Raw genomic sequence first — 22,866 nt, forward strand, 5'->3', positions numbered from 1 at the left:
TCCCCGCGGGGAAGATCACGCACTGCCGGAACCCGCGTCCCGGTCTGGCCCGTCGATCCACTCGCGGGCCAGGTCGTGCAGCACGGCCAGCACGATGGGTCCCACGAAGACCCCGACGACACCCGCCGAAAGCGTGCCGCCCACCACGCCCACCAGCATCAGGCTCGCCGGCGTCTCCAGCCCCCGCGACATCAGAACCGGCTTCAGCACATTGTCGATCAGCGTGATCGGCACCAGAAGCAGCGTCAGCATCAGCGCCTGCGTCGCCGGCATGGTGGCCCAGGCCCAGATCAGCACCGGCCCCACGATGGGCAGCAACCCGATCTGCACGATGCACAGGATCAGCCCCACAAAGGCCATGAGCCCCGCCCCGGCCACATCGAAGAACTGCAGCACCACCCCCGCCAGCAGCGCCTGCAACACCGCCACGCCCACCACCCCGCGCGATACGCCCCGGATGGTCCGCGTGGCGATCAGGATGACATGCGTGCCGTTCGGCCGGCCCGCCAGCCGGTCGGCCAGCTTGCGCCCGATCTCCGAAAGCCCGGTCGAGGCCGCCAGCAGGATCCCGGTCAGGATCACCGCGAAGACCACACCCAAGACCCCCTTCGCCACGCTGCCGAGCATCCCGATCAGCTCGCCCGCCGATGGCATCAGGATCGGCGCGTATTTCTGCACCGTGGCCTGCAGGTTCGAGGTGGCCGAAGTCCAGAACCGCGCAATCTGTTCGCCCACCAGCGGCAGGTCGGTGATGAAGGCCGGCAGGGCAGGGACGCGCAGCCCATGTGTCTCGACATGCGATGCCACCGCCTTGACGGTGCCGATCAGGCTGTCGGCCAAGGCCGCCACCGGGCCAAAGGCAATCAGCAGCAGGCCCAGCGTGATCAGCGTGGCCGAAACCTTCACCCGCCCGCCCAGCCGTGCCGCCAACCCGTCATGCAGCGGCTTCAGCGCCGTGGCTAGGATCACCGCCCACAGGAACAGCGGGAAGAACGGGCGCAACAGCGCGTAGCCGCTGTAAAGGATCAGCCCAAGGGCAACCAGCCGCAGCAACAACTCGGCCGCCCGTGCCTCGACCCTGTCGAGCTTCAGGTTCTCGGGATCGGGCGGCTGTGGCCGCTGCGGTTCGTCCATCCTAATGCCCACCCAGAACCAGCGTCTTCACCGGCAGCGCCACGGCCTGCATCCGCAGGATCAGCCCATGTACGAAGCCGATGGCGTCGATGCCGTGATAGGCCACAGCCTGCAAGGTCGACAGGTCCGGGTTCTGCAGTTCCTCGTGAAAGCTGGAATACAGGTTGGCAATGCAGTTCGCCCCCGGCATCAGCCGATCCAGCCCACCGGGATAGAGGGCCTCCAGATACACCGTCATGGTGCCGGTCGGGTTGTTCTGCGACAGGTCAATCAACTGGTCCGTGGGCCGCACCTGCCCCGTGGCGATCACCGACTGGATGTCGGTGACCACAACCGGAACGATGGTCAGCGCGATTGCCGGGCAGGTCACCTCGCCGATCATGCCCTTGTGGATCACCTGGCTTTCCAGCTGGCCGAACCCGGCCTGCAGACCCACCCGGCCCGCTTCCGAAGGGATGAGGATTCCCGCCGGTCGCATGAACGGGTTGACCACATCGCCCGGCCGCAGGGCGAACTGCTCCAGTTGCCCATCGACAGAGGCATAGACCGTCATCTTCGAAAGCGCCGTCTCGGCTTCGGCCAGTTGTGCCAGGGCGCTCGCCTTTTCTGCGGGAAGCTGCACTTCGATGCGGGCCTCGGCATTTTCCAGCGCCGCTTGCGCCGCGTCCACCGCGCCCTGCCGGGCATCGACCGTGATCTTCAGCCGTTCGACATCGCGTTCCGAAATCGCGTTCGGGTTCCTCTGCCGCAGCTCGGCGCGCGTGTCGTACTCCTCTTTCGCCTGGTTGAAGGCGCCTATGGCCGCATCCAGATTGCCCTGCGCCACGGCAAGGTCGCTTTGCGCAAGAACGGAAGCGGCCTCCACCTCTTCGACGCGGCGCTTCGCGGTCTCGACCGCGGCCCTCTGGCTGCGGCTGTCCAGCGTAAACAGCGGCTGCCCCGCCTTCACCTCTTCGCGCAGGCCGACATAGACCTCTTCGACCCGCCCCGACCCTTCGGGCAGGATAGGAACCGTCCGGAAATACGATGTCACGCGGGTCGAGGCCGGGTGGAAGAAGAACACCAGCGTGATCAGCGTGATCGTCAGGATCACGCAGCCGACGATGCCGTAGCGCAGTTCGTACCAGACGGTGAAGAAGGTGATCTCGCGCCCAAGCCGCTTGCCCTGGGCGTAGCGCCGGTACAGGAAGTCCGGCAGGATCGTAAGCATCGAGCAGAAGAGAAGTTCAAGCATGGCTCAGCCCTCCGCCTGCTGGGGCTGCGGGGCGGGCTGGGGGTCCGGCAGGGCGGGGGGCGCGGGTTCAGGCAGGCGTCCCGCAAGCTTTTCCAGCGATCCCGCCATCGACTTCAAGGGCGTGCCGAAATCGGGGAAGTCGATCATCGCCAGGATGAGCGCCGCCACCCAGAAGATATTCTGGTGCGTGAACAGCGCCAGAAGCGCCAGCACCGCCACGATGTCCATCTGCAGCTTCTTGGTGCTGGATGCCATGTGTTCAGGCAGGGCATGCAGTTTCAGATACAGGATCCCGACGCCGAAGACGGCCAGGACCATGAACCAGATCGTGAAGGTCATCAGCCCGTCCGACCCGTCAGGGCCGGGCAGGAAGAACGGCAGATGATCGGTTGCTGCTGCGTGAACCTCGGCGCCCGTTGTGCTCATCCGGCTTACTCCCGCTGTGGCGCCAATCTGCACCCGAAGCCGACCGTGCGTCCAGAGCCGGTCTTCCCCGCGGGGAAGGTTGCGCCATTCCCTCCCGGCTCTATTGATCCGCATCAAGGCCGGCGCCAGTCCATTTTGACATTCTGCCTCCATGAATGCGCCAGCACGCCGGATTTGGTGTAGGCTGGGCCGGTGGCAGGGGCGGCCAAGGGTCGGCCTCCCACCGCTGCCGAGAAGGAGGAACCGATCATGACCGACGACGCCCCGAAGGTTGTCAGCGCCAACGACCTGCGCATGGCCATTCTCCGCAAGGAAATGGAAGAGATGGAAAAGGCCGAAAAGGCCAAGGCCGCGCAGGAGGCCAGGCTGAAGGAATTCGCCGACAGTTTCCTGCACGACCACATCGGCGATGACGAACGCGCCATGATCCAGAAGCTGGTGATGAACGCCGTGCAGAACGGCAAGTTCGAGGCGCTGGTCTACTCGTTCCCCTCGGACCTCTGCACCGACTCGGGCCGCGCCATCAACAACCGCCTGCCGCACTGGCCCGAAACGCTCCAGGGCAAGGCGAAAGAGCTTTACGACCGCTACCTTGCCGTGGCCAAGCCGCAGGGCTTCCGGCTGAAGGCGGCGATCATCACCTTCCCCGGGGGGATGCCGGGGGATGTGGGGCTTTTCCTGAACTGGGCGCCCGAAGAGGTGTGATCCAGGGGATTGGCTCCGGCAGGCCGGAGCCTGCCCTGCCGCTGGCCGGGGAAGGGACAACGGCAAGGCATCAAGGGGGAGGGCCGGTGCAATGTCATCGGGATGGGGCGCGGGTTCCGGCCGGCGTCTGTTTTCCAGTCTGCGCGGGTATCGTCCCGCCCTCCTGCCGTCTGACCTTCTGGCCGGTCTGGCAATAGCCGCCGTCGGCCTGCCGAGCGCGATTGCCTATCCCTCCATCGCCGGCCTGCCGCCGGAAACCGGGCTCTATGCCTCGATCGCACCCCTGATCGCCTATGCCGCGTTCGGCCCCTCGCGCCGGCTCATCGTCGGGCCGGATGCCGCCACCATGACCGTGCTGGCCGCCGTACTGGCCCAGATCACCGCCGGTATGCCGGCCGGGCAGGCCGCCGACCCCGCCGCGCTTGCGTCAGCCGTGGCGATCGGTGTCGGACTGACCTGCCTCGCCGCGCGCTTCCTGGGCCTGGGCGTCATCGCCAGTTTCCTGTCGCGCCCGATCCTGACCGGCTTCTTCGCCGGCATCTCGCTGTCGATCATCGTGGGCCAGATCGGCCGCTTCACCGGGCTCAAGATCCAGTCCGAGGGGTTGATCCAGCCTGTCGTCGAACTGCTCCGCCGTCTGCCCGAGGTGCACATTCCCTCTGTCCTCCTGGGCCTCGCCATGCTGGCCGTCATCGCCGTGCTCAAGCGGATGAACTCGGTCATCCCCGGCCCGGTGGCGGTGATCGTGCTGGCGACAGGGCTCTCCGCCCTCCTGGGCTTCAGCGAATTGGGCATCCGCGTGGTCGAGGACGTGCCGACCAGCCTGCCCGCACTGGCGCTCCCCGATATCTCGGGCGTCCCGCTGGACCTTGTGGTTTCGGGCGCCATCTCGACCTTCCTGGTCAGCTTCGGCGCCGGAATCATCACCGCCCGCAGCTTTGCCCAGATGGACGGCCAGACCACCGATCCCGACCGCGAGCTGGAAGGGTTCTCCGCGGCGAACATCGCGGCGGGGTTCTTCGGGGCCTTCCCCGTGACCGCCTCCGACAGCCGGACGGCGGTGAACTTCTCGGTCGGCGGGCGCACGCAGGTGGCCAGCATCGCCGCGGCTCTGGCTCTGGTCCTGGTGATCCTGTTCCTTTCCGACGCGCTGCGCATCCTGCCGGTCCCGGCACTTGGCGCGATCCTGGTGGCGGCGGCGGCGGGCCTGATCGACCTGCCTGCCCTGCACCGCCTGTGGCAGGTCAGCCGCACCGAGTTCGGTCTGGCCATCGCCGCCCTCTGGGCACCCATAGCCCTTGGCGTGCTGCAGGGAGTCGGGGTCGTCGTCGGGATCACCCTGCTGCATGTGCTGTGGAAGATGATGCACCCGCGCGACGCGCTTCTGGGCCTGCGACCCGGACGCGACGGATTCTACAAGCTGCACCGCACACCGGATGCGCGGCCCGTGCCGGGCCTGTCGCTGTGCCTGCTGGAAGGCAGCCTCCTGTTCTTCAACGCCGACACGGTGCGCGCCCGCATGGCCGAAATCGCCATGGACCTGCCCGCCGGGACGCGCTGGTTCGTGCTGGACGCCACCGCCATCACCCAGATCGACACCACCGCCGCCACGGCGCTGGACCAGATTGCCCAGGATTTCACGGCCCTTGGCATCCGCTTCGGCCTGGCCGAACTGAATGCCGAGGTCCGCGACCTGTTGCAGCGCGCGGGCGTCCTGGACCGGATCGGCCGCGACATGCTGTTCGAAGACCTGGGCGACGTGCTTCGGGCCTTCCAACGCCTCGACCCCGCCACGCCACCCCCAAGCCCCGTCCCGCCACAGCCCGACCCGCGGCTCCCGGCCTGACGCCTGCCAGAGAAGGAGACAGATGATGCCCAAGAAGTCTGACAAGAAGCACAAGGCCAATCCCGTTCAGGACCTGCCGGATGCCATCACGCCCGAGGATCCCATGGCGCAGAAGAAGGCCGAGAAGAAGCGTTACGAAAAGGAGCTGGAACGCCTTCATGTCGAACTGGCCTACCTGCAATCCTGGGTCAAGGCGACCGGCGCGCGGATCATCGTGGTGTTCGAAGGCCGCGATGCCGCAGGCAAGGGCGGGGTCATCAAGGCCCTGACCGAACGGGTCAGCCCCCGGGTATTCCGCGTCACCGCGCTGCCTGCCCCATCCGACCGCGAAAAGACCCAGATGTTCTTCCAGCGCTACATGGCGCATTTCCCCGCCGCGGGCGAGATCGTGATCTTCGACCGCAGCTGGTACAACCGCGCCGGGGTCGACCGGGTGATGGGCTTCGCCTCGCCCGAGAAAGTCGAACACTTCCTGAAGCTGGCCACCCCGGTGGAAAAGACCATCGTGGACAGCGGCATCCAGCTCATCAAGTACTTCCTGGATGTCGACATGGACGAACAGGACAAGCGGTTCCGCGAACGCATCGACAACCCGGTCAAGCAGTGGAAGCTGTCGCCGATGGATGTCGAAAGCTACCGCAAGTGGTGGGAGTATTCCGCTGCCTATGACGAGATGATCTCGCGCAGCGACAGCGAATGGGCGCCGTGGTGGGTCGTACCGTCCAACGACAAGAAGCGCGCGCGCATCAACTGCATCACGCATCTTCTGTCGCAGATCCCCTACGAGCGCATTCCCTATGACAAGCCGAAACTCGGCAAGAGGGCGGCCAAGCCCGAAGGCTACCGCGAAAGCGGCCTTGCGCGGAACGTGGTGCCCGACGTGTTCTGACACGTCCGGGACTGGAGAGGGGGGAAGTGGTGCCGGTGAAGGGACTCGAACCCCCGACCCCATCATTACGAATGACGTGCTCTACCAGCTGAGCTACACCGGCACTTCCATGGGCACCCTTTGGCGCCCGGCGGGTCTCTAGCACCGCCGCGCGCCGCTGTGTAGCCCTAATTTGCAGATCGCGCGACGGCTTCCAGGTCGATGGTCTCGCCATCCTGAGCGGCGGGGGAATCTTCCCCGCGGGGAAGACCGACCAGCAGGGGCAACAGTTCCGTGCCCGTGGCCGAAGGGCCTGTGCCCTCGACCGGCTCGCGCCAGCTCAGCGTATCGAACCCGCCGCAGTTGTCGCAGATGGGCGCCCATTGCGCGTGGATCGCCTGGCATTTGTCGCAGCACCATTGCGGCCCGCGCGGCGCGGTCAGCGCGCGCGCCAGCCAGCCGCGCACCACGGCCTCGTCGGCGCCCTCGCCGCGTTCGATGGCGGCCATCAGGGCGATGGACCGGGCGGTCGGATGTGTGCTGGCCAGATCGCCAAGCGCGCGGCGCGCACCGGGGAAATCCTCGGCAGCGATGTGCAGCTCGGCCATCATCATCTTGCTTTCGTCCGAGTCGGGCTTCAGCGACGCCAGGTCACGGAACCGCTTGATGCGGCGGTCGGGCGTTTCCTCCGGCTCGATCTCGGCAAAGGCAGCGGCCAGGTCGGGGTGCGGTTGCGCCTCCCACGCCTTCTTCAGCACGCGCGCCGCCGCGCGTTTCTCGCCCTTCAGGATATAGGACCGCGCCGCCATCACCGCCGCCGGAATCAGGTCCGGCGACAGCTTGTTCGCCTCGATCGCCGCTTCCCGCGCTTCGATGGGGGCGTTTTCATCCATCACCACCGCCGCTTCCTGCAAGGCCAGCACGGCATCGCGGCGGCGATAGACGTCATTCGGCAGTTCGCCTGCCTTCCGCTTGGCGCCAAGCGTGGCGCGCGCGCCCTTCCAGTCCTTGTGATCGGCCTGCAGCTTCAGAAGGACGTCCTGGATGTCCTTGTTCTTCGGCTTCAGCGCAAAGGCCTTCTCGGCCAGTTTCAGCGCCGTGTCGGTATCGCCCTCGGCCAGCTTCTGGTTCAACAGCCCGACGATGGCGACATAGCGCGACTTCGGATTGTGCAGAAGCGCCTTGTAGGACGAGGTGGCCCGCGCGGTGTCGCCCACCTGTTCGGCCGCCTGGGCCACCAGCAGCGTGGTCAGCTCCGGGCGGTCCAGGTACTTCTCGGCCTTCTGCGCGCGGGCAAGGGCCAGCCGGGATTCTCCACCCGCCAGCGCCATGATCCCCTCGGCCAGCGCCTCATATCCCTTGCGCTCGCGGTTGCGGTCGAAATAGCGCGAGATCGCGGTTTCGTCGCCCTTCAGGAAGCGGAACACCGCAACCAGCAGGCCAACCAGCTTGGCCACCAGCCACAGCGCGGCCAGAAGGATCAGGATGGCGATGACGGCCTGCAGCGGGCCAAGGGTCATCTCCCAGCCCCCGACCGTCACCCTCATGCCGCCCTGAGTGTCGATCAGCGCGCCCGCCCCGAAGGTGATCAGCGCGATGATGACGACGAACAGCAGGACCTTCAGCAAAGACCAAAGCATGATCGCCCCCTATTCCCGACCGAGCGCGGCGGCGATTTCCGTGGTGGCGGCCAGGGCCCCGATCCGCGCCTTGGCCTGATCGGCCCAGGGCTGCATCGCCGCCTGACCTTCCGGCGGCAGGGCGGCCAGTTCGGCCAGCGCCTCGACCAGACGGTCATCCTGCACCGCTGCCTCGGCGCGCGACAGGACGGCGTCAGGATCGTTGCCTTCGCGCGGGTCCAGCGAGCGGATGCCCGTCTCGGTCCGCAGGAAAGTCAGCGCCCGGTCGGTCCAGCCGGCGCCCATCTGCGCCTTGAGCGACGCCTCAAGCGCGGCGCGGGCTGCATCGGGGAAGCTGTCGGTCAGCAATTGCAGCGTGGGCACACCCGTGGCGGCATGGGCGGCCAGCGCCTCCGGCACCGGGTCCAGTCCCAGATCGCCCAGGGCGCCTTCATAGGGCACCCCACTGTCCAGCGCGGCTTGCAGCCGCGACAGGGCAGCGCCGGCCAAAGCGGCCTTGGCGGCCGCGGCGCTGGCCTCGGCCAGCTTCTGCGCCTCGGCCTGCGCGGCCTCCAGCTGCGCCTTCACTTCTGCGGCCTGGGCCGACATCGCCTCGGACGCGGCCCCTCCATTGGATTTCAGCGCGGCCACTTCGGCCTGCAGGGCAGCAATGGCCTGCGCCGCATCGGCCGGCAAGGCGCCGGTCCCGGCAGCGGCAGAGGCCGGCGGCTGATCGGAAAGTGCCGTCACCCTGGCTTCCAGCGCGGCAAGCCGGGACTCGATGCCGGAAAGATCGGGGGCAGCCGGCGTCTGTGCCGAAGCCACCGCGGCCTCCAGCGCCGACACACGCTCGATCAGAAGCGGGTCCACCGTGACGGGGGCAGGCAGTTCGGCGATCTGCGCCTTGAGCGCCGAAATTTCCTGTTCGGTCGTGGCAAGCGACTCGGTCAGACCGGCGGCAGCGGGCATCGGCAACAAATCCGGCGGGCCATAGCGCAGCGCGGCATAGCCGGCGCCAAGGGCCAGCACCGCCCCGATCACCCCCCCCATCAAGGCGCCCGACCGTCGCGGCGGCGGCGCGGGCGGCGTGGCAGGCCGCGCCGGCGAGGGCGGCACGGGTGGAACATCGGCGGCGGGCGGAACCGGCTCGGGCGTCACCACGGGCTTCACCTCGGCCTCGGGCGTGTCGTCGGTCCGGGCCGGATCGCTGTCTTCGACGGCCTTCAGCACATCGTCCTGGGCCTCCGTTTGCGGGCTGTCCTTGTCTGACATCGACGCGAGTCCTTTCCGGGGCCGGTTGCCCCCTTGTCCGACCCTACCCGCGCAGGGCACATGGCTTCAAGCTGACAGGAGGGCGCGGATCGTCTTCTCGACATCTGCCAGCAGGGCCTCGCCGGTGGGCCGCGCCGCAATGGTCCGGCTGCGGACCGCAAGGTCCGACGCGGCCCGATCCACCGCCGCGCTCATCGAGCACAGGTGCAGGGGAGCGGTCCCCCCGATGGCAGCCTCGGCGAACAGGCCGGCCGTGCGGGGCGAGAACAGCGGCACGATCACCGGGTCTGGCCCCCGCAGCAGCGCCTGCGCCGTGGGCGACAGCGGTTGCGGGTCCTGCCGATAGACCACCGCCTGTTCCAGCCGCACGCCGGCACGGGCCAGCGTCCCTGCCAGATCGCCTGCCGTATCCTCGCCGCGCAGCCACAGAAGCGGGCCTTCGGGCGAAGCGGACAGGATCAGCGCCGCCAGCGCCGCGGCATCGCCCTCGGCGGACATCGCCTCCAGCCCCGCCGCATGGGCGGCTTCCGCCGTGCGACCGCCCACGCAAAAGGCGCGGCGGGGCAGGGGGCCGCTCAACCCCGGCAGGGCCTGCACCGCGCTTTCCGAGGTCAGTACCAGCGCCTTGGCCATGGGCAAGGGCGGTGACAGGAAGACCGGCGCCATCAGCGGCGACAGCACCACGCGGACGCTGTCGCCAAGCCGTGCCCGAAAATCGGCGGCAAACCGGCTGGCCTGAGGTTCAGGCCGGGTGACCAGCACGGGCAGCGGCAGGGCGTGGCGGGATTGTCTGGCCATGCCCCCGGTGTTACCTGCGAAGGTGATCAGGAACAACAGTCCGGGCCGGCGTTTGGACAAGCCCCTTACCCTTCTTGGCATCGAATCCAGCTGCGATGACACGGCAGCCGCCGTGGTGCGGCTGGAGGACGGTCGCGGCGCGATCCTCTCCTCGGTGGTTGAGGGGCAGGCGGCGCTGCATGCGGCCTTCGGCGGCGTGGTGCCCGAGATCGCGGCCCGTGCCCATGCCGAGCGTCTGGATGGTGTGGTGGAGCAGGCGCTGGAACAGGCTGGCGTGGCGCTGGACCGGCTGGACGGCATCGCCGTGACTTCTGGCCCCGGCCTGATTGGCGGCGTCCTGTCGGGGGTCATGCTGGCGCGGGGACTGGCTGCGGCGACCGGCCTGCCGCTGATCGGGGTGAACCACTTGGCCGGCCATGCCCTGACCCCGCGCCTGACCGATGGTCTTTCCTTTCCCTACCTGATGCTTCTGGTGTCGGGCGGGCATTGCCAGTTCCTGGTCGCCCACGGCCCCGAAACATTTCAGCGCCTGGGCGGCACCATCGACGATGCGCCCGGCGAGGCCTTCGACAAGGTGGCCAAACTTCTGGCCCTGCCGCAGCCTGGCGGCCCGCCGGTCGAGGCCGAGGCGGCGCAGGGCGATCCCAGGCGCTTTGCCTTTCCCCGCCCGCTTCTGGACCGGCCGGGGTGCGACCTCTCCTTCTCGGGCCTCAAGACCGCCGTTCTGCGCGCCCGCGACGCGATCATCGCCGAAAAGGGCGGGATCACCCGTCAGGACCGTGCCGACCTCTGCGCCGGGTTCCAGGCCGCGGTGGCCGACGTGCTGGCCGAAAAGACCCGCCGCGCGGTGGCGCTGTATCTGACGCTTGCCCCGGCCCAACCGGCCCTGTCCGTAGCCGGTGGCGTCGCCGCCAACCGCGCGATCCGCGCCCGGCTGGAACAGGTGGCGGATGGGGCCGGGCTCGCCTTCACCGCCCCGCCCCTGCGGCTGTGCACCGACAATGCCGCGATGATCGCCTGGGCCGGGATCGAGCGGCTGCGGGCCGGCACGGCCCCTGGCACCGACCTGACCGCCAGGCCGCGCTGGCCGCTGGATGCCGGGGCCGCGCCCATGCTGGGCACCGGCAAGAAGGGGGCCAAGGCATGATCGCCGTTGTGGGAGCAGGCGCCTTCGGCACGGCCCTCGCTGTGGTTCTGGCGCGCGAGGGCCGCGGCGTCACCCTCTGGGCGCGGGACAAGGCGCAGGTGGCCGCGATGCGCGACATCCGCCGGAACGACCGCCTGCCGGGCGTTACCCTGCCGGACAACCTGTCGGTGACCGCCGATCTTGCTGCTGCCGCCCGGCAGCCGACGATCCTGCTGTGCCTGCCCACCCAGGCGCTTGGCGCTTTCCTGGACGCCGAGGGTCCGGGCTGGTCGGGCCGGCTCGTCGCCTGCTGCAAGGGGGTGGACCTGACCACGCTGCGCGGCCCCACCGCGCTGATCGAACGCGCCTGTCCTGCGGCGATACCGGCCATCATCACCGGGCCGAGCTTTGCCGCCGACATCGCGCGCGGCCTTCCCACGGCACTGACGCTTGCCTGCACGGACGAGGCGGCGGGGGTGGAACTGCAGCGCGAAATGTCCACCGCAACCCTGCGCCTGTATCGCACAGCGGATGTGACCGGGGCCGAACTGGGCGGCGCGTTGAAGAATGTGATCGCCATCGCCGCCGGCGTGGTCATCGGCGCGGGACTGGGCGAAAGCGCCCGCGCCGCGCTGATGACCCGCGGCTATGCCGAGATGGTGCGCCTGGCCATCGCGCTTGGCGCGCGGGCCGAAACTCTGGCGGGCCTGTCCGGCTTTGGCGATCTTGTCCTCACCTGTTCTTCGGACCAGTCCCGCAACTTCCGCTTTGGCCTTTCACTTGGCCGGGGCGAGGGGTTCGATGCGAAAGTCACCGTGGAAGGTGCCGCCACCGCCCGCGCCGTCACCCGCCTGTCCGCAGGCATGGGGGTGGAGATGCCGATAACCGCCGTCGTCGCCGCGCTGATTGCGGGCGACATCACCGTCCCGCAGGCCATGCACAGCCTGCTGTCCCGTCCCCTGAAACAGGAATGACCATGCGCGTTGCCCTGATCTGCCGCGACAAGCCCGACCACCTGCACATCCGCCAGGAAAACCGCCCGGCCCATCTGGCCTATCTGGCCGAGACCGGCGTGGTGGAAATGGCCGGGCCCTTCCTGAACGAGGCCGGGCAGATGACCGGCTCGCTTCTGGTGCTGAACGTGGAGACGCTGAGCCAGGCACAGGACTGGGCGGCGAACGACCCCTATGCCAAGGCCGGGCTTTTCGAAAGCGTGATGGTCAGCGAGTGGAAGAAGGTGGTCGGCTGATGGCGCGCTGGCTGTTCAAGTCCGAACCCGATACCTGGGGCTGGAGCCACCAGGCCGCGCGGGGCGATGCGGGCGAGGAATGGCACGGCGTGCGCAACTATCAGGCCCGCAACAACATGCGGGCGATGAAGGTCGGCGATACCGGGTTCTTCTACCATTCCAACGTCGGGAAAGAGATCGTCGGCATCGTCGAGGTGATCCGCGAAAGCGCGCCTGACAGCACCACCGAGGATCCCTGGTGGGATTGCGTCATGGTCCGGGCCTTGCGGCCCTTTGCCCGGCCCGTCAGCCTGGACACCTGCAAGGTGCAGCCGGGGCTGGAGGGTATGGTGCTGATCAACAACTCCCGCCTCTCGGTCCAGCCGGTGACCGAGGATGAATGGCGCATCATCTGCGGCCTGGGTGGCGTCGACCCCTGATGCCGCGCCCCGGCGACGGCTGGAGCCTCGTTTTTGCGCGCGGCGCTCTGGCCTGATTCTGGCATACTCCGCTCACGAATAGGGAGGAAGCACATGGAATTTGTCCGGATCATCGCCGCCGCGATCGCCGCCTTTGCCTTTGGCGCGGTCTGGTACATGTCGATGTCGAAGCCGTGGATCGCGGCGGCTGGCGTTTCGGTGGATGCCAACGGACGCCCGCAGGGCAACGGCAGCCCGATGCCCTTTGTAGTGGGCTTCGTCGCCATGGTCATCGTCGCGGGCATGATGCGCCACATGCTGGCCCGGTCCGGCATCGTCACGCCGGGGGCGGGCCTTGTGGCCGGGCTGGGGATTGGCGCCTTCCTTATCACGCCCTGGGTGGCGATGAACTACGCCTTCGCCATGCGAAAGCCCGCGCTGACCGTGATTGACGGGGTGAACAGCGTGGTCGGCGCCGGCATCATGGGCCTGGTGCTGACGCTGTTCTGAACGGAAGGAAAGGGAGGATCCCGACCCCGACGGGACCCTCCCTCCACCCCACGCGCACCCCTGAGCCCGGCGCGTGATCTGAATTCGGGTCGGTCCGTCCTGGTCCGATGCCTGAAACTAACGCGGCGGCCGCGTGTCCCGCAACCGCCGAGTATCTTGGATTTTCAGACAATCCTGCCGGAATCCGCGGTCACTTGTAGACCGCTTCCTTCCCGAAATGCTTGACCAGCATGTAGTAGACGACCGCGCGGTACTTGTTGCGTTCCGACCGGCCATAGGTGTCGATCACGGCATTGATCGCTTCCATCAGCTTCGGCCCGTCGGCAAGCCCCAGCTTCTTGATGAGGAAGTTGTTCTTGACCGTCTCCAGCTCGCTTTCGTCGGCGCCTGCGACGACAGAGCTGTCCGGGTTGTAGATGGCCGGACCGCAACCGATGGTCACCTTCGTCAGAAGGTCCATGTCCGGCGTGATCTTGCACTTGGCCTTCAGGTCGTCTGCGTATTTCGCGATCAGTTCGTCCCGCTTGCTCATACCGTCCCTCTCTCAGGCCCTTCGGCCTCCCCGTTGACGCGGGGACACTAGGCGAGATTCTGCCGGGCACAAAGCGCAGATGAGCCAATTCCGGCGCGGGTTGGAGCTCCGCGCCGGAATCCGCCGATCAATAGCGGTAGTGGTCCGACTTGAACGGACCTTCGACCTTCACGCCGATATAGGCCGCCTGCTCCGGCTTCAGCTCGGTCAGCTTCACGCCGATCTTCTTCAGGTGCAGGCGCGCGACCTTTTCGTCCAGCGCCTTGGGCAGGATATAGACGCCAGGGGCATAGTCCTTGCCCTTGGTCCAAAGCTCGATCTGCGCCAGCACCTGGTTGGTGAACGAGGCCGACATCACGAAGGACGGGTGCCCGGTGGCATTCCCCAGGTTCAACAGGCGCCCTTCGGACAGAAGGATGATCCGGTTGCCCGAAGGCATCTCGATCATGTCCACCTGGTCCTTGATGTTGGTCCACTTGTGGTTGCGCAGGGCGGCGACCTGGATTTCGTTGTCGAAGTGGCCGATGTTGCCGACGATCGCCATGTCCTTCATCTCGCGCAGATGCTCGATGCGGATCACGTCCTTGTTGCCGGTGGTGGTGATGAAGATGTCGGCCGAGGCGACCTCGTCTTCCAGGATCGTCACTTCATAGCCATCCATCGCGGCCTGAAGCGCGCAGATCGGGTCGACTTCGGTCACTTTCACACGGGCCCCGGCGCCGCGCAGCGAAGCGGCCGAACCCTTGCCCACGTCGCCGTAGCCGCAGACGACGGCGACCTTGCCGGCCATCATCGTGTCGGTGGCGCGGCGGATGCCGTCGACCAGCGATTCCTTGCAGCCGTACTTGTTGTCGAACTTCGACTTGGTGACGCTGTCGTTCACGTTGATCGCCGGGAAGGGCAGCAGGCCCTTCTTGTGCAACTCGTACAGGCGATGCACGCCGGTGGTGGTCTCTTCCGACACGCCCTTGATCGCGGCGCGCTGCTTGGTGAACCAGCCGGGCGAGGCGGCGAGGCGCTTCTTAATCTGGTTGAACAAGCAGACTTCCTCTTCCGAGGTCGGAACGGCGATCAGGTCGGTCTCACCGGCTTCGACGCGTGCGCCGAGCAGGATGTAGAGCGTGGCGTCGCCGCCATCGTCGAGGATCATGTTGGCAAGGCCGCCTTCCCCGCCGAACTGGAAGATCCGGTCGGTAAAATCCCAGTACTGCTCCAGGCTTTCGCCCTTCACGGCGAAGACCGGGGTGCCGCTTTCGGCGATGGCGGCGGCGGCATGGTCCTGGGTCGAGAAGATGTTGCACGAGGCCCAGCGGACATCGGCGCCCAGAGCCTTCAGTGTTTCGATCAGGACACCGGTCTGGATCGTCATGTGGAGCGAGCCGGCGATCCGAGCGCCCTTCAGCGGCTGGCTGGCCCCGAATTCCTCGCGGCAGGCCATGAGGCCCGGCATTTCGGTTTCGGCGATGGTCAGTTCCTTGCGGCCGTAGCCGGCAAGGGCGATGTCCTTGACGATGTAATCCTGCGCCATCCCGGCGGTCTCCTTGATCCCTTGGTGGCGGGGCAGATAGCATCAAAGACCGGCGCGGACAACTGAAGGCGGGGAAGGGCGGGGATGAAGCAACCGAGGGCGTGGCAGCGGATGCTGTCGGGGCGGCGGCTGGATCTTCTGGACCCGACGCCTATGGACATCGAGGTCGAGGACATCGCCCATGGCCTTGCCTTCGTGGCGCGCTGGAACGGGCAGACGCGGGGGGACTGGCCCTATTCCGTGGCCGAGCATTCGCTCTTGGTGGAGGAGATCTTCAGCCGTCAGAACCCGGGCCTGCCGGTGAAATGGCGGCTGGCGGCCCTGCTGCATGATGCCCCGGAATATGTGATCGGGGACATGATCAGCCCGGTGAAGGCGGCGGTGGGGGCGGGTTATGGCGAACTGGATGCCCGGCTGGCGGCGGCGGTGCACCTGCGGTTCGGGCTGCCGGCCACCCTGCCTGCGCCGGTGAAGAAGGCGATCAAGGCGGCGGACCGGCTGTCGGCCTGGGCCGAGGCGGTGCAGATCGCGGGGTTCTCGGAGGCCGAGGCGGATCGGTTCTTCGGGCGGCCGGCCGAGACCGAGCGGGCGGGGCTGGTGATCCGGCTGAGGCCACCGGCCGAGGTGCGGGCCGATTATGTGGCCCGGCACCGGGCGCTGCTGGAGGCCTGCTGAGCGTCCGAGCTCGGACGCTTTGGGCTAACCAATGAAATCAATGGCTTGCGGTTTCGCCTTAACTTGGCGTTAGGAAATGGCCTCCAGCGGACCTCTGTCGCCGGGGCTGGCCGGGCGGGAATTGCGGGGGAAACCTTGCCGCGCTAGCCTTCCCCCGGCCTGCCACCCGCGTGGGGGGCAGAGGACCCAGCGGATCAGGTCAGGGAGACGCCGTGCCAACATCTCTGTCCGATCCGGGTGCAGCCGAGCCGCCTCTGGCAGGGCAGGTCGGGCTGACGCTGCTGGCGAGCCTTGTGGCCGGCATGATGGATGCGGTGGGCTATATCCAGTTGGGCGGGCTGTTCGTTTCGTTCATGAGCGGCAACAGCACGCATCTGGGCATGTCCATTGCCAAGGGAGACGGCGCGGCGGTGCTTGCCGCCTTGGCCATCGTGGCGGCCTTTGTGGCGGGGGCGCTGGGCGGCACGCTCCTGTACGAGGCCGCTTTGCCCGGTCGTCGGCTGCGTCTTGTCCTTGTGGTGGAGCTTGGGCTTGTGCTGGCGGCGCTGGCACTGGCCTGGCTGGGCTGGCCGACCCTGGGCCTGGCGGTGGTGGCCTTTGCCATGGGCGTGCTGAACCTGGTGCACCGCACGATTGCCGGTGCCGATATCGGGCGCAGCTTCATCACCGGGGCGTTGTTCGGGCTGGGGCAGGCGGTGGCGCATGTCCTCCGGGGCACGGGACGCGCGGCGACGGCGCTGGCCTATGGCGGGGCCTGGCTGGCCTTTGTGACCGGGGCGGTGGCGGGGATGCTGATCCTGTTGCGCCTGGGGCTGGTCGGGGCGCTGTGCGCGGCTTCCGTGCTGGTGGCGGCGCTTCTGCTGCTGGCGATCCGCGTCGGGCGCTGATCCCTGGATGCTTTCGCGCGCGGCGCGGGCGGGCATCTGCCGCAGGGTCTTCACAAGGTCTTCAAGTCGAGGGGAGTGGCGCTGGCGGCGTGTCTTCAAGCGACGGAACACCGCCAGCGCAGTGCGCAGGCCCCAGCCTCAAGCACGGCGCGCCTTGGCGTTGTGCTGGGTGGGCTGGCGATGGATGGCGCCCGACTGACGGGTTGCGAGCAGCAGGGCTTCAGCAAGAATTTGCAACATGATCTTTCTCCTTTGGAAGTCTTGATGATCGACATATAGTCAGAAAACACAGGAAAACCCAGTCAGCAAAGTTTCAAGACTGTAAGTTCGGCTAACATATGGCAATCGACTGGCGCAGCTTTCCTTCCTTGGCCGCCCTGCGGGCCTTTGAGGCTGCGGCGAGCCATGGCAGCTTTTCCGGTGCGGCGCGCGCACTGAACGTGACCCACGCCGCGGTGGCGCAGCAGGTCCGCGCACTGGAACAGGACCTTGGGCTGGAACTGATGTTCCGCGACGGGCGCGGGTTGGGGCTGACGCCCGAGGGCGCGCGGCTGGCGCAGGCGGTGGGTGAGGGGTTCAAGTCCATCGAGCTTGCCCTGGGCGAACTGCGGGCCGTGGCGCCCGGCGCGCCCCTGCGCATCACCCTGACGCCGGCCTTTGCGCAACAATGGCTCATGCCGAGACTGGGGAAGTTCTGGGCGGCGCATCCCGAGATTGCGATCTCGCTGCATCCCGACCGGCGGGTGGTGGATTTGCGGCGGGAGGGAATGGATCTGGGCATCCGCTTCGGCAAGGGACAATGGCCGGGGGTGGAGGCCGAGTTCCTGGCGGCCGCGCCCTGGGTGATCGTTGCGGCGCCTTCGTTGCTGAAGGGGCGCAGGAGCCTGACCATCGAGGAGATGTCGGCAATGGACTGGGTGGTGGAAGGTGACTGGCCCGAGGAAAAGGCATGGCTGAAGGGCCACGGGCTGCACCCCGACGAAATCAACGTGACCGACATGCCGAGCGAGGAATTGGCACTTTCGGCTGCAAGACAAGGACTTGGACTTTACGTAGAGGCAGCCGCCCTTGTTGAAACCGATCTGGCCCAGGGCACGCTGATCAAGGTGGGTTCGTTGCAGGACGAGTCCATGGCCTATTACATGGCAACGAAGCCCGGACCGAAACGGCCCGAGCTGCGCTTGTTCATGAAATGGCTGAAGTCGGTGGTCTGAGCCCGTTCGGGTCAGATCATCATGTCTTCGGGGGTCTTTCCGGCGGCCAGCGCCTCGATGAACCAGCGGGGTTTGCGGCCCTTGCCCGTCCAGGTGTCATCCCCATTGGCGGGATTGACGAATTTCGCCGCCGACATGCCGCGCTTGCGTGCAATGGGCGCCCCAGTAAGTTCGGCCAGAGAGTTGAATCCCAGGGCGCGCGCTTCTTGTTCAAGACGGGCAAGGGCGGCTTCCTTGCGGCGATCTTCGAAGGTCGCGATGGCCTTGGAAACCTTGGCGTTAAGGTCCTTCAGCTCTTTCAGGGAAAGGCCGTTCAGGTCGATGTCCAATTGACTGTCCTTCTTGGGGTTGGTCCGTGTGGGTGAAACAGGAATACGCCCATAAGTCCGGAATATCAATTGTACGTTCGTATATTGCGCCTATTTTGGACTTCTTTTGGCAAGGATCCGCTGCAAGGTGCGGCGATGCATCGAAAGTCGGCGGGCAGTTTCGGAAACGTTGCGGTCGCACATCTCGTACACGCGCTGGATGTGTTCCCACCGGACCCGGTCGGCCGACATCGGGTTTTCCGGCGGCGCGGGGTGGTTTGCGCCGCGCGCGAGCAGCGCGTTGGTGACGTCATTGGCGTCGGCGGGCTTTGACAGGTAGTCGGTGGCGCCGATCTTCACTGCCGCAACCGCCGTGGCAATTGCGCCATATCCGGTGAGCACGACGATCCGGCAATCGGGGCGCCGTTCGCGCAGCACCTCGACCACATCGAGGCCATTGCCGTCTTCCAGCCGGAGGTCGACAACGGCATAGGCCGGGGGCCGCGCCTGGGCTATGGCCTTGCCGGCGGTGACGCTTTCCGCGGTCTCGGGCAGGAAACCGCGCTTTTCCATCGCCTTGGCCAGACGTTTGACAAAGGGTTCATCGTCATCGACCAGGAGAAGCGACCGGTCCGGCCCGATTTCCGCCGAGATGTCTTCCGCCATGTCCGATCCCCTTTTGCGCGATAAAGCTGAACCTAGGATGTCGCCAAGGTCACGTCAATTTTTCGCCGTGCCATCGGCCTGAAGGAAGCAGCCCACCCGGTCGGCCATCTCCTCGGGGGTGACATCGCGGCGGAAGAAATCCATGAAGCCGCGGCCGGGAAGCACGAGGTAAGTGAAGGTGGAGTGGTCGATCAGGTAGAATTCGGGATCGCCGTCTTCCTGCTTCTTGAAATAGGTCTTGAAGCTGCGCGACGCCTCCTTGATCTGGTCGGGGCTGCCGGTCAGGCCGATCATGCGCGGATGCAGGTTGGCGGCGAATTCGCCCACCACCTCTGGCGTGTCGCGGTCGGGGTCGATGGAGATGAAGACCGGCGTCACCTCGTATCCGCGCTCTTCCAGGATATCGACCGCCTCGGCGTTGCGGGCATTGTCCAGCGGGCAGACATCCGGGCAGAAGGTATAGCCGAAATAGACAAGCGAGGGCTGGGTGATGACATCCTTGTCGGTCACCGTCTGGCCCTGGGCGTTTACCAGGGTGAAGGGTCCGCCGATATCGCCGCCCGCGACCTGGCCGCCGCGACATTCCGAGAAGGCGTCGGTCGGACGGTTCAGCAGGATCCAGCCGCCGGTGCCCGCGATGAGGGCAAGCACGGTCGCCGCCGCGAGCCCGGCATAAAGCTTGGTCATCGGAATGCCTCCACGAATCTGCGGCGCATTGATCGGCGAAGATGCCCGTCATAACAATGCCAAACTGTGACGCCCCGCCGGAGTGCCCATGCTGTCGCCAAGTCTCGGCCTGATGCAACGCGAGACCCGGAGCGAATGGGTCCGCCTGCGCACGCTGATCTATCTGCGCTGGATGGCGATCGTGGGCCAGCTGGCCGCGATCGCCGTGGCGACGGCGCTGTACGGGTTCCGGCTGCCGCTTGGCCTGTGCTACCTGGCCATCGGCGCTTCGGTGATTGCCAACCTGATCTCGATCTTCCTGTTTCCGCGCAACAAGCGGATGACCGAGGCGGAAGCGCTGCTGATGCTGCTGTTCGACCTGTCGCAGCTGAGCTTTCTGCTGTTCCTGACCGGCGGGCTGACCAATCCCTTCGCGCTGCTGATCCTGGCGCCGGTGGTCATTTCGGCCTCGGCGATGGAACTGCGCACCACGATGGTTCTGGGTGTGCTGGCGATCCTGTTCGTGACGCTCTTCGCCTTTGTGAACGTGCCGCTGGTGCGCGAGGATGGTGCGCTTCTGGAGGTGCCGCCGGTCTTCGAGTTCGGCTTCTGGCTGGCCATCGTGATCGGCATCGTGTTCCTGAGCTTCTATGCAAGGCGCATCGCCGTGGAGATCCGGTCCATGTCGGACGCGCTGCTGGCCACACAGATGGCGCTGTCGCGCGAGCAGAAGCTGACGGACCTGGGCGGCGTGGTGGCGGCGGCGGCGCATGAGCTTGGCACGCCGCTGGCGACGATCAAGATGGTGGCGACCGAGCTGGTCGACGATCTGGAGGGCGATGCACGCGAGGATGCCCTGCTGATCCGCGCGCAGGCCGACCGCTGCCGCGACATCCTGCGGTCGATGGGGCGGGCGGGCAAGGACGACACCCACCTGCGCCAGGCCCCGCTGGCGGCCGTGCTGAAGGAGGCCGCCGAGCCGCACCTGGGACGCGGCAAGGAGGTGGAGATCGCACTGGAGCCGGGACCGGGCGGCGATGCCCGTCAGCCCACGGTGATCCGGCGACCGGAGGTGATTCACGGCCTGCGCAACCTTGTGCAGAACGCGGTCGACTTTGCGAGGGGCAGGGTCTGGGTGGAAGGCAGCTGGACCGACCGGACGGTGACGGTGCGTATCGTCGATGACGGGGAGGGGTATCCCGCCCATGTGATCGGCCGCATCGGCGACCCTTTCGTGCGCAGTCGGCGGACAGAACAGGACCTGGCAAAGCGTCCGGAATACGAAGGCATGGGGCTGGGGCTGTTCATCGCCAAGACCCTTCTGGAACGGTCGGGGGCGGAGCTGGTCTTCGCCAATGGGTCGGACCCGTTTCTGGCGCCGGAGGAACGTCCCGAACGCTGTGGCGCCATCGTCGAGGTGGTCTGGCCACGCGCGGCGATCGAGGCCGATGCGGCGCCCGTGGCCGAAAACGCGCCCATCACTGCGTGATCTCCCCTGGGTTAACGCAACGTTAAGGAAATCGCTTGCAGGTTGTGGTCCTGATCCCTTGAGTGGAGCAGGGTATGCCTGTCGATCCGGGTCTCTTCGCGATCATCTTGGCCAGTGCCGTTCTGGCGGCACTGGGGGCGACCTTGCTGCTGATGATCCCGGCGCGCGGGCGCCGAGGGCCGGCGCCCGTGCTCGCGCTGGACCAGGATCCGTCGGGGATCACGCTGCTGTTCGATGGCACGACCTTGGTGGATGCAACGCCCGAGGGCCGCGCGCTGCTGGCCGGGCCGTCGCTGCGCGGTTCGGCCTGGGACCGCCTGCGCGCCGCGCTGGAACCGCGGTTTCCGGGGCTGGAAGGCGCGCTCCTGCGCCTGCCTGCAGAAGGCACCATCCTGCTGGCCGCCGAGCGCGGGGCGGGGCCGCGCCGCATGGCGCTGCGTCTGGAGTTTGTGGGCGGGCTGACCCGGATTCGCCTGACCACGCCACAATCCGGGCCTGCGCCTTCAGTCGACACCTATTGTTCGCTGGTAGACGAGGCGGCCGAACTGCGAGAGATGCTGATGGCCGCGCCGCTGCCGATCTGGCGCGAAGCCGAAGGCGGAGAGGTGATCTGGGCCAATCCCGACTACTTGCGCCTCGCATCCGAGAAGATGAGACCGGAGGAAGAGGTGGGTTGGCCGTTGCCCGTGCTCTTTCCGTCTGACAGCACGGCGCGGCACGGCCGGCAGCGGCTGGACCGACCAAACGGTGGCGTGCACTGGTTCGACATGGCCCACCGCGACATGTCCGGCAGTCGGGTGTGCTTTGCCATGCCGGCCGATGCGGTGCAGAGGGCAGAAACCGGGCTGCGCGACTTCATGCAGACGCTGTCGCGGACCTTTGCCCATCTGCCGGTGGGACTGGCGATCTTTGACGGCCAGCGCCAGCTGAACCTGTTCAACCCCGCCTTCCTGGATCTGACCGGCTTGCCGGTGGATTACCTTTCGGCCCGGCCCCGGCTGGCAGCCGTGCTGGATGCGCTGCGGGACCGCAACATGATTCCCGAGCCGCGCGACTATCGCGCCTGGCGCAAGCGGCTGGCGGAACTGGAGCGGACGGGTATCGCGGATACGCATGACGAGACCTGGAGCCTGCCTGGCGGCCAGACCTATCGGGTTTCGGCCCGTCCGCACAGCGATGGCGGTGTGGCGTTGATGATCGAGGACATCTCGACCGAAATGACCCGCACCCGCCGGTATCGGGCCGATCTGGAACTGGGGCAGTCCGTGGTGGATGCCCTGGGCGAGGGGATCGCCGTGTTTTCCGCCTCGGGCCAGCTGGTCATGTCGAACGACGCCTATGGTGCGCTGTGGGGGCATGATCCTTCGCAGCGCCTGGCAGAAGCCGACGTGGCCACGCTTTCCGAGCACTGGAAGGGCATGGCGCCGCCCACGCCCGTCTGGCACCAGATCGAGGAGTTCGTGGCGGCCAGGGGCGAGCGGACCGACTGGGAAACGGATGTCCGCCTGTCGGACGGCCGGCTGATCGCCTGCCGGGCCGCGCCGCTGGCCGGCGGGGCGACCATGGTGGCCTTTCGGACGCTGGTGCCGGGCGAGGCGGCAGGGGCGATTTCGGCAGAGGCTGTAGCACGTCGGGCCTGAACGGCCGTCGCTTGGTGGGGCGTGTCTGCTGTTGGGCGGGCGCTTTACGGTTCTTGTCTGGCGCGACGCGGCCTTG

General features: G+C 67.1%; 24 protein-coding genes and 1 tRNA gene. 13 read left to right on the forward strand and 12 right to left on the reverse strand.

The features are described 5' to 3' along the window. Positions 1-15: 15 nt before the first annotated feature. The 3 genes from JO391_RS19565 to JO391_RS19575 are packed head-to-tail and all read right to left on the reverse strand — an operon-like array spanning position 16 to position 2,794. A complete protein-coding gene (locus JO391_RS19565) occupies positions 16-1,134 on the reverse strand; it encodes an AI-2E family transporter (protein WP_220662071.1) in 1,119 nt (372 codons plus the stop codon). A 1-nt stretch (position 1,135) separates the two neighbouring features. Beyond that, on the reverse strand, positions 1,136-2,368 hold the full coding sequence (locus tag JO391_RS19570; protein WP_220662072.1) for an HlyD family secretion protein: 1,233 nt from the start codon (positions 2,366-2,368) through the stop codon (positions 1,136-1,138). A gap of 3 nt (positions 2,369-2,371) precedes the next feature. Next, positions 2,372-2,794, reverse strand: coding sequence for a hypothetical protein (locus tag JO391_RS19575; RefSeq protein WP_220662073.1), 423 nt, complete (start codon positions 2,792-2,794; stop codon positions 2,372-2,374). A gap of 249 nt (positions 2,795-3,043) precedes the next feature. Between JO391_RS19575 and JO391_RS19580 the strand changes: the two genes are divergently transcribed. The 3 genes from JO391_RS19580 to ppk2 all read left to right on the forward strand — a co-directional run bounded on the left by JO391_RS19580 (position 3,044) and on the right by ppk2 (position 6,234). Continuing rightward, positions 3,044-3,499, forward strand: coding sequence for a hypothetical protein (locus JO391_RS19580; protein WP_220662074.1), 456 nt, complete (start codon positions 3,044-3,046; stop codon positions 3,497-3,499). A 91-nt stretch (positions 3,500-3,590) separates the two neighbouring features. Beyond that, positions 3,591-5,345: a SulP family inorganic anion transporter gene (locus JO391_RS19585; RefSeq protein WP_220662075.1), complete on the forward strand. Its 1,755-nt coding sequence runs from the start codon at positions 3,591-3,593 to the stop codon at positions 5,343-5,345. Between the two features lie 22 nt (positions 5,346-5,367). Continuing rightward, on the forward strand, positions 5,368-6,234 hold the full coding sequence (ppk2, locus tag JO391_RS19590; protein ID WP_259444767.1) for a polyphosphate kinase 2: 867 nt from the start codon (positions 5,368-5,370) through the stop codon (positions 6,232-6,234). Positions 6,235-6,261: 27 nt separating this feature from the next. Here the strand turns inward: ppk2 and JO391_RS19595 are convergent. The 4 genes from JO391_RS19595 to JO391_RS19610 form a co-directional block, all read right to left on the reverse strand. Beyond that, positions 6,262-6,337, reverse strand: a tRNA-Thr gene (locus JO391_RS19595). A 64-nt stretch (positions 6,338-6,401) separates the two neighbouring features. After that, entirely contained in the window at positions 6,402-7,853 is a 1,452-nt protein-coding gene (locus tag JO391_RS19600; protein ID WP_220662076.1) for a heme biosynthesis protein HemY, read from the reverse strand. A 9-nt stretch (positions 7,854-7,862) separates the two neighbouring features. Next, positions 7,863-9,104 carry a COG4223 family protein gene (locus JO391_RS19605; protein WP_220662077.1) on the reverse strand — a complete coding sequence of 414 codons (1,242 nt, stop codon included), beginning with the start codon at positions 9,102-9,104 and terminating at the stop codon, positions 7,863-7,865. 66 nt (positions 9,105-9,170) lie between these two features. Beyond that, complete coding sequence (locus JO391_RS19610; protein WP_220662078.1) at positions 9,171-9,902, reverse strand: uroporphyrinogen-III synthase; 732 nt, start codon at positions 9,900-9,902, stop codon at positions 9,171-9,173. A gap of 52 nt (positions 9,903-9,954) precedes the next feature. Between JO391_RS19610 and tsaD the strand changes: the two genes are divergently transcribed. The 5 genes from tsaD to JO391_RS19635 all read left to right on the forward strand — a co-directional run bounded on the left by tsaD (position 9,955) and on the right by JO391_RS19635 (position 13,185). Next, positions 9,955-11,049, forward strand: a complete 1,095-nt coding sequence (gene tsaD, locus JO391_RS19615) for a tRNA (adenosine(37)-N6)-threonylcarbamoyltransferase complex transferase subunit TsaD (RefSeq protein WP_220662079.1) — start codon at positions 9,955-9,957, stop codon at positions 11,047-11,049. Continuing rightward, positions 11,046-12,002, forward strand: coding sequence for an NAD(P)H-dependent glycerol-3-phosphate dehydrogenase (locus JO391_RS19620; RefSeq protein ID WP_220662080.1), 957 nt, complete (start codon positions 11,046-11,048; stop codon positions 12,000-12,002). The genes tsaD and JO391_RS19620 overlap by 4 nt, the downstream gene beginning before the upstream one ends. A 2-nt stretch (positions 12,003-12,004) precedes the next feature. Then, positions 12,005-12,277, forward strand: a complete 273-nt coding sequence (locus tag JO391_RS19625) for a YciI family protein (RefSeq protein WP_220664642.1) — start codon at positions 12,005-12,007, stop codon at positions 12,275-12,277. After that, the gene (locus JO391_RS19630; RefSeq protein WP_220662081.1) at positions 12,277-12,696 is read left to right on the forward strand and encodes an EVE domain-containing protein; all 420 of its coding nucleotides are present in this window, start codon (positions 12,277-12,279) and stop codon (positions 12,694-12,696) included. The genes JO391_RS19625 and JO391_RS19630 overlap by 1 nt, the downstream gene beginning before the upstream one ends. Positions 12,697-12,789: 93 nt before the next feature. Continuing rightward, on the forward strand, positions 12,790-13,185 hold the full coding sequence (locus JO391_RS19635) for a DUF1761 domain-containing protein (RefSeq protein WP_220662082.1): 396 nt from the start codon (positions 12,790-12,792) through the stop codon (positions 13,183-13,185). Between the two features lie 190 nt (positions 13,186-13,375). On the opposite strand, the gene JO391_RS19640 is transcribed toward JO391_RS19635, so the two are convergent. Together JO391_RS19640 and ahcY are read right to left on the reverse strand one after the other, a co-directional pair. Further along, entirely contained in the window at positions 13,376-13,717 is a 342-nt protein-coding gene (locus JO391_RS19640) for a DUF2853 family protein (protein ID WP_220662083.1), read from the reverse strand. A gap of 127 nt (positions 13,718-13,844) precedes the next feature. Beyond that, positions 13,845-15,245 (reverse strand): adenosylhomocysteinase, encoded by a 1,401-nt coding sequence (gene ahcY, locus JO391_RS19645; protein WP_220662084.1) that lies wholly within the window; start codon positions 15,243-15,245, stop codon positions 13,845-13,847. A gap of 84 nt (positions 15,246-15,329) precedes the next feature. Between ahcY and JO391_RS19650 the strand changes: the two genes are divergently transcribed. The 3 genes from JO391_RS19650 (at position 15,330) to JO391_RS19660 (ending at position 18,021) form a co-directional block, all read left to right on the forward strand. Next, a complete protein-coding gene (locus JO391_RS19650) occupies positions 15,330-15,920 on the forward strand; it encodes an HD domain-containing protein (protein ID WP_220662085.1) in 591 nt (196 codons plus the stop codon). A 212-nt stretch (positions 15,921-16,132) separates the two neighbouring features. Next, a complete protein-coding gene (locus tag JO391_RS19655) occupies positions 16,133-16,807 on the forward strand; it encodes a YoaK family protein (RefSeq protein WP_220662086.1) in 675 nt (224 codons plus the stop codon). Between the two features lie 338 nt (positions 16,808-17,145). Then, a complete protein-coding gene (locus JO391_RS19660) occupies positions 17,146-18,021 on the forward strand; it encodes a LysR family transcriptional regulator (RefSeq protein ID WP_220662087.1) in 876 nt (291 codons plus the stop codon). Positions 18,022-18,032: 11 nt separating this feature from the next. On the opposite strand, the gene JO391_RS19665 is transcribed toward JO391_RS19660, so the two are convergent. The 3 genes from JO391_RS19665 to JO391_RS19675 form a co-directional block, all read right to left on the reverse strand. Next, positions 18,033-18,350: an H-NS histone family protein gene (locus tag JO391_RS19665; protein WP_220662088.1), complete on the reverse strand. Its 318-nt coding sequence runs from the start codon at positions 18,348-18,350 to the stop codon at positions 18,033-18,035. A 90-nt stretch (positions 18,351-18,440) separates the two neighbouring features. Continuing rightward, on the reverse strand, positions 18,441-18,995 hold the full coding sequence (locus tag JO391_RS19670) for an ActR/PrrA/RegA family redox response regulator transcription factor (protein ID WP_220662089.1): 555 nt from the start codon (positions 18,993-18,995) through the stop codon (positions 18,441-18,443). 54 nt (positions 18,996-19,049) lie between these two features. Continuing rightward, positions 19,050-19,682, reverse strand: a complete 633-nt coding sequence (locus JO391_RS19675; protein ID WP_220662090.1) for an SCO family protein — start codon at positions 19,680-19,682, stop codon at positions 19,050-19,052. Between the two features lie 88 nt (positions 19,683-19,770). Here JO391_RS19675 and regB point away from each other — a divergent pair, with 88 nt between their 5' ends. After that, positions 19,771-21,150, forward strand: a complete 1,380-nt coding sequence (gene regB, locus JO391_RS19680; RefSeq protein ID WP_220662091.1) for a sensor histidine kinase RegB — start codon at positions 19,771-19,773, stop codon at positions 21,148-21,150. Positions 21,151-21,224: 74 nt separating this feature from the next. Then, positions 21,225-22,790 (forward strand): PAS-domain containing protein, encoded by a 1,566-nt coding sequence (locus JO391_RS19685; RefSeq protein ID WP_220662092.1) that lies wholly within the window; start codon positions 21,225-21,227, stop codon positions 22,788-22,790. Positions 22,791-22,866: the final 76 nt, after the last annotated feature.

This window comes from Neotabrizicola shimadae, from assembly GCF_019623905.1.
GTDB lineage: Bacteria > Pseudomonadota > Alphaproteobacteria > Rhodobacterales > Rhodobacteraceae > Neotabrizicola > Neotabrizicola shimadae.